The organism is Acinetobacter sp. DMC2 (assembly GCF_056314305.1).
On sequence record NZ_JBQUYP010000016.1, the window covers coordinates 1 to 5,525 of the forward strand.

2 tRNA genes and 3 rRNA genes are annotated in these 5,525 nt (G+C 48.7%); all 5 read left to right on the forward strand.

What is annotated here, in order from left to right:
• Positions 1 to 174: 174 nt before the first annotated feature.
• The 5 genes from ACT53H_RS19075 to rrf all read left to right on the forward strand — a co-directional run bounded on the left by ACT53H_RS19075 (position 175) and on the right by rrf (position 5,518).
• Positions 175 to 1,712, forward strand: a 16S ribosomal RNA gene (locus ACT53H_RS19075).
• A 59-nt stretch (positions 1,713 to 1,771) separates the two neighbouring features.
• Positions 1,772 to 1,848 (forward strand) — tRNA-Ile (locus tag ACT53H_RS19080).
• Between the two features lie 55 nt (positions 1,849 to 1,903).
• Positions 1,904 to 1,979 (forward strand) — tRNA-Ala (locus tag ACT53H_RS19085).
• A gap of 352 nt (positions 1,980 to 2,331) precedes the next feature.
• A 23S ribosomal RNA gene (locus ACT53H_RS19090) occupies positions 2,332 to 5,224 on the forward strand.
• Positions 5,225 to 5,403: 179 nt separating this feature from the next.
• A 5S ribosomal RNA gene (rrf, locus tag ACT53H_RS19095) occupies positions 5,404 to 5,518 on the forward strand.
• The 16S, 23S and 5S rRNA genes sit together here with 2 tRNA genes alongside, the layout of an rRNA operon.
• Positions 5,519 to 5,525: the final 7 nt, after the last annotated feature.

Consider the following 5,525-nt stretch of genomic DNA (forward strand, 5'->3'; position numbering starts at 1 on the left):
ATCATTAAGAGAATTGAAGAACAACTTGTGTGGATTTTTACTGATTGATTAATCGAAATATTATCATTGATTGATTGGTTTAAATTACTCGAAGTTTATTTGAGCGAAATTTAAGTCAGAAAATTGATGAGCCAGAATTGGCACCTTGTCTTTAATAAGGTGCAAAATGATTTTTAACTGAAGAGTTTGATCATGGCTCAGATTGAACGCTGGCGGCAGGCTTAACACATGCAAGTCGAGCGGAGAGAGGTAGCTTGCTACCGATCTTAGCGGCGGACGGGTGAGTAATGCTTAGGAATCTGCCTATTAGTGGGGGACAACATTTCGAAAGGAATGCTAATACCGCATACGTCCTACGGGAGAAAGCAGGGGATCTTCGGACCTTGCGCTAATAGATGAGCCTAAGTCGGATTAGCTAGTTGGTGGGGTAAAGGCCTACCAAGGCGACGATCTGTAGCGGGTCTGAGAGGATGATCCGCCACACTGGGACTGAGACACGGCCCAGACTCCTACGGGAGGCAGCAGTGGGGAATATTGGACAATGGGCGGAAGCCTGATCCAGCCATGCCGCGTGTGTGAAGAAGGCCTTATGGTTGTAAAGCACTTTAAGCGAGGAGGAGGCTACTTTAGTTAATACCTAGAGATAGTGGACGTTACTCGCAGAATAAGCACCGGCTAACTCTGTGCCAGCAGCCGCGGTAATACAGAGGGTGCAAGCGTTAATCGGATTTACTGGGCGTAAAGCGCGCGTAGGCGGCTAATTAAGTCAAATGTGAAATCCCCGAGCTTAACTTGGGAATTGCATTCGATACTGGTTAGCTAGAGTGTGGGAGAGGATGGTAGAATTCCAGGTGTAGCGGTGAAATGCGTAGAGATCTGGAGGAATACCGATGGCGAAGGCAGCCATCTGGCCTAACACTGACGCTGAGGTGCGAAAGCATGGGGAGCAAACAGGATTAGATACCCTGGTAGTCCATGCCGTAAACGATGTCTACTAGCCGTTGGGGCCTTTGAGGCTTTAGTGGCGCAGCTAACGCGATAAGTAGACCGCCTGGGGAGTACGGTCGCAAGACTAAAACTCAAATGAATTGACGGGGGCCCGCACAAGCGGTGGAGCATGTGGTTTAATTCGATGCAACGCGAAGAACCTTACCTGGCCTTGACATAGTAAGAACTTTCCAGAGATGGATTGGTGCCTTCGGGAACTTACATACAGGTGCTGCATGGCTGTCGTCAGCTCGTGTCGTGAGATGTTGGGTTAAGTCCCGCAACGAGCGCAACCCTTTTCCTTATTTGCCAGCGAGTAATGTCGGGAACTTTAAGGATACTGCCAGTGACAAACTGGAGGAAGGCGGGGACGACGTCAAGTCATCATGGCCCTTACGGCCAGGGCTACACACGTGCTACAATGGTCGGTACAAAGGGTTGCTACCTAGCGATAGGATGCTAATCTCAAAAAGCCGATCGTAGTCCGGATTGGAGTCTGCAACTCGACTCCATGAAGTCGGAATCGCTAGTAATCGCGGATCAGAATGCCGCGGTGAATACGTTCCCGGGCCTTGTACACACCGCCCGTCACACCATGGGAGTTTGTTGCACCAGAAGTAGCTAGCCTAACTGCAAAGAGGGCGGTTACCACGGTGTGGCCGATGACTGGGGTGAAGTCGTAACAAGGTAGCCGTAGGGGAACCTGCGGCTGGATCACCTCCTTAACGAAAGATTGACGATTGGTAAGAATCCACAACAAGTTGTTCTTCATAGATGTATCTGAGGGTCTGTAGCTCAGTTGGTTAGAGCACACGCTTGATAAGCGTGGGGTCACAAGTTCAAGTCTTGTCAGACCCACCATGACTTTGACTGGTTGAAGTTATAGATAAAAGATACATGACTGATGATGTAAGCTGGGGACTTAGCTTAGTTGGTAGAGCGCCTGCTTTGCACGCAGGAGGTCAGGAGTTCGACTCTCCTAGTCTCCACCAGAACTTAAGAGAAGTTCGGATTACAGAAATTAGTAAATAAAGATTTAGATCTTGGTTTATTAACTTCTGTGATTTAAGTATCACGGTATTAAGCATGACCTGACGAAGGCATGTTTATTCATTAACAGATTGGCAAAATTGAGTCTGAAATAAATTGTTCACTCAAGAGTTTAGATTAAGCAATTGATCTAAATGAATTGAGAACTAGCAAATTAACTGAATCAAGCGTTTTGGTATATGAATTTAGATTGAAGCTGTACAGTGTTTAAGTACACAGACAACAGATAGTAGCGATGAAGAATCGCACGGACAACACTCACTTGTAAGTGTTGACGACTGTTTGGGGTTGTATAGTCAAGTAATTAAGTGCATGTGGTGGATGCCTTGGCAGTCAGAGGCGATGAAAGACGTAATAGCCTGCGATAAGCTCCGGGGAGGCGGCAAATATCCTTTGATCCGGAGATTTCTGAATGGGGGAACCCACCTACTTTAAGGTAGGTATTGCAACATGAATACATAGTGTTGCAAGGCGAACGAGGGGAAGTGAAACATCTCAGTACCCTTAGGAAAAGAAATCAATTGAGATTCCCTTAGTAGCGGCGAGCGAACGGGGATCAGCCCATTAAGTTATGTGTGTTTTAGTGGAACGCTCTGGGAAGTGCGAACGTAGAGGGTGATATTCCCGTACACGAAAGGGCACACATAATGATGACGAGTAGGGCGAGGCACGTGAAACCTTGTCTGAATATGGGGGGACCATCCTCCAAGGCTAAATACTCCTGACTGACCGATAGTGAACCAGTACCGTGAGGGAAAGGCGAAAAGAACCCCTGTGAGGGGAGTGAAATAGATCCTGAAACCGCATGCATACAAGCAGTGGGAGCCGACTTGTTCGGTGACTGCGTACCTTTTGTATAATGGGTCAGCGACTTATATTCAGTAGCGAGGTTAACCGTATAGGGGAGCCGTAGAGAAATCGAGTCTTAATAGGGCGTTTAGTTGCTGGGTATAGACCCGAAACCAGGCGATCTATCCATGAGCAGGTTGAAGGTTGGGTAACACTAACTGGAGGACCGAACCCACTGTCGTTGAAAAGCCAGGGGATGACTTGTGGATAGGGGTGAAAGGCTAATCAAGCCTGGTGATAGCTGGTTCTCCCCGAAAGCTATTTAGGTAGCGCCTCGGACGAATACCATAGGGGGTAGAGCACTGTTTCGGCTAGGGGGTCATCCCGACTTACCAAACCGATGCAAACTCCGAATACCTATGAGTACTATCCGGGAGACAGACTGCGGGTGCTAACGTCCGTAGTCAAGAGGAAAACAATCCAGACCGCCAGCTAAGGCCCCAAAATCATAGTTAAGTGGGAAACGATGTGGGAAGGCATAGACAGCTAGGAGGTTGGCTTAGAAGCAGCCACCCTTTAAAGAAAGCGTAATAGCTCACTAGTCGAGTCGGCCTGCGCGGAAGATGTAACGGGGCTAAAACTATGTGCCGAAGCTGCGGATTTGACTTTTAGTCAAGTGGTAGGGGAGCGTTCTGTAAGCCGATGAAGGTGTATTGAGAAGTATGCTGGAGGTATCAGAAGTGCGAATGCTGACGTGAGTAACGACAAAACGGGTGAAAAACCCGTTCGCCGAAAGACCAAGGGTTCCAGTCCAACGTTAATCGGGGCTGGGTGAGTCGACCCCTAAGGCGAGGCCGAAAGGCGTAGTCGATGGGAAATTGGTTAATATTCCAATACTTCTGTGTAATGCGATGAGAGGACGGAGAAGGTTAAGTCAGCCTGGCGTTGGTTGTCCAGGTGGAAGGAAGTAGGCATGCATCTTAGGCAAATCCGGGGTGCTCTATGCTGAGATCTGATAGCAAGCTGTACTTGTACAGTGAAGTGGCTGATACCATGCTTCCAGGAAAAGTCTCTAAGCTTCAGTTACACAGGAATCGTACCCGAAACCGACACAGGTGGTCAGGTCGAGTAGACCAAGGCGCTTGAGAGAACTCTGCTGAAGGAACTAGGCAAAATGGTACCGTAACTTCGGGAGAAGGTACGCTGCTGACGGTGATGACCCTTGCGGTCTGAGCTATTGGCAGCCACAGAAACCAGGCCGCTGCAACTGTTTATTAAAAACATAGCACTCTGCAAACACGAAAGTGGACGTATAGGGTGTGATGCCTGCCCGGTGCTGGAAGGTTAATTGATGGGGTTAGCGTAAGCGAAGCTCTTGATCGAAGCCCCAGTAAACGGCGGCCGTAACTATAACGGTCCTAAGGTAGCGAAATTCCTTGTCGGGTAAGTTCCGACCTGCACGAATGGCATAATGATGGCGGCGCTGTCTCCAGCAGAGGCTCAGTGAAATCGAAATCGCTGTGAAGATGCAGTGTACCCGCGGCTAGACGGAAAGACCCCGTGAACCTTTACTGCAGCTTGACATTGAACTTTGACCTTACTTGTGTAGGATAGGTGGGAGGCTTTGAAGTTGGAACGCTAGTTCCAATGGAGCCGTCCTTGAAATACCACCCTGGTAATGTTGAGGTTCTAACTCTGCCCCGTAATCCGGGGCGAGGACCATGTCTGGTGGGTAGTTTGACTGGGGCGGTCTCCTCCTAAAGAGTAACGGAGGAGTACGAAGGTGCGCTCAGCGTGGTCGGAAATCACGCGTAGAGTATAAAGGCAAAAGCGCGCTTAACTGCGAGACCCACAAGTCGAGCAGGTACGAAAGTAGGTCTTAGTGATCCGGTGGTTCTGTATGGAAGGGCCATCGCTCAACGGATAAAAGGTACTCTGGGGATAACAGGCTGATACCGCCCAAGAGTTCATATCGACGGCGGTGTTTGGCACCTCGATGTCGGCTCATCTCATCCTGGGGCTGAAGCAGGTCCCAAGGGTATGGCTGTTCGCCATTTAAAGAGGTACGCGAGCTGGGTTTAGAACGTCGTGAGACAGTTCGGTCCCTATCTACCGTGGGCGCTGGAAATTTGAGAGGATCTGCTCCTAGTACGAGAGGACCAGAGTGGACGAACCTCTGGTGTACCGGTTGTGACGCCAGTCGCATCGCCGGGTAGCTATGTTCGGAAGGGATAACCGCTGAAAGCATCTAAGCGGGAAGCCTACCTCAAGATAAGATTTCCCTAGGACTTTATGTCCTCTAAAGAGCCGTTCGAGACTAGGACGTTGATAGGTTGGATGTGGAAGCATAGTGATATGTGAAGCTGACCAATACTAATTGCTCGTGAGGCTTGACTATACAACACCCAAGCAGTTGTATATAAAGCATCAATCGATTCATTAATATGCAAAGCAACTTGATTTAGTTATATGCTTAGCTAAAATGAACAAATAAAGTAAGATTCAATCAGCCCATCTGTAAAGATTTGGAAAACGCATCGGCACATTAAGACCTATGCAAGTATCCATACCAGTTGTGCTGGCGACCATAGCAAGAGTGAACCACCTGATCCCTTCCCGAACTCAGAAGTGAAACCTCTTAGCGCTGATGGTAGTGTGGGGTTTCCCATGTGAGAGTAAGTCATCGCCAGCTCATTATT